This window comes from Blastomonas sp. UPD001, from assembly GCF_003426715.1.
GTDB lineage: Bacteria > Pseudomonadota > Alphaproteobacteria > Sphingomonadales > Sphingomonadaceae > Blastomonas.
On the sequence record NZ_QKVT01000059.1, the window covers coordinates 1 to 698 of the forward strand.

The following is a 698-nucleotide window of genomic DNA, read 5'->3' on the forward strand; positions in this document are numbered from 1 at the left end:
CAACTGCTTTTAGGAACTTCTACAATTGCATCTAATCCAGCTTGACAATAATTCCAGTAAGCTTCAGGAGAATTGATCCCACCAGGAAAACGACATCCCATTCCAACAACAGCAATTGGCTCACTTCCTCTACCTTCTAATTCAGTAATGCGAGCCTGCATCGCCTCCATTTTTGTTAAAGTTGTTGCTATTAGTTTTTTGTAATCTGTATTTTGAGACATAGATTTTTACGGTTAAAAAGTATTAAAAAAACGTATTTTTTTTACTAAATTAGGACTTACGCAAAAATTTCCCAAATCCTTAATTTATGGAACCGCCAAGACGCCTTAGACGCGCAAGCGGCTACCTGCGGAAGCCACTCGTGTCTTCCGTAAGGTAGAACGCCAAGAATTCGTAGAGTGTGCGTAAGTCCTAGAGTGTTTGAGACTCGACGACGAGTGTTTGAGACTCGACGACGAGTGTTTGAGACTCGGCGATGAGCCTCAGAATTAATTCTGAGGCGGGATACGGGATTGGTGCAAGATATCAGGTAACGCTCGCGCTCAAGCCAACAAAGTCTTAAGAATGTTGGGTTACTCTTCGAGAAGCCCCTTCGGGTCTACGTTCCTCAACCCAACCTACATCAGATTTAATTTTTAGCCTTAACACCAAGCGTATTGGTCTATATCTCCGTTTTCCACACTCCCACCCCCCACACC

The 698-nt window shown here is 43.4% G+C and carries 1 pseudogene; it reads right to left on the reverse strand.

The annotated features are described in order from the left end of the window. A pseudogene (locus tag DM995_RS22955) lies at positions 1-122 on the reverse strand (beta-ketoacyl synthase N-terminal-like domain-containing protein); the annotation flags it as partial. Between the last annotated feature and the right edge of the window lie 576 nt (positions 123-698).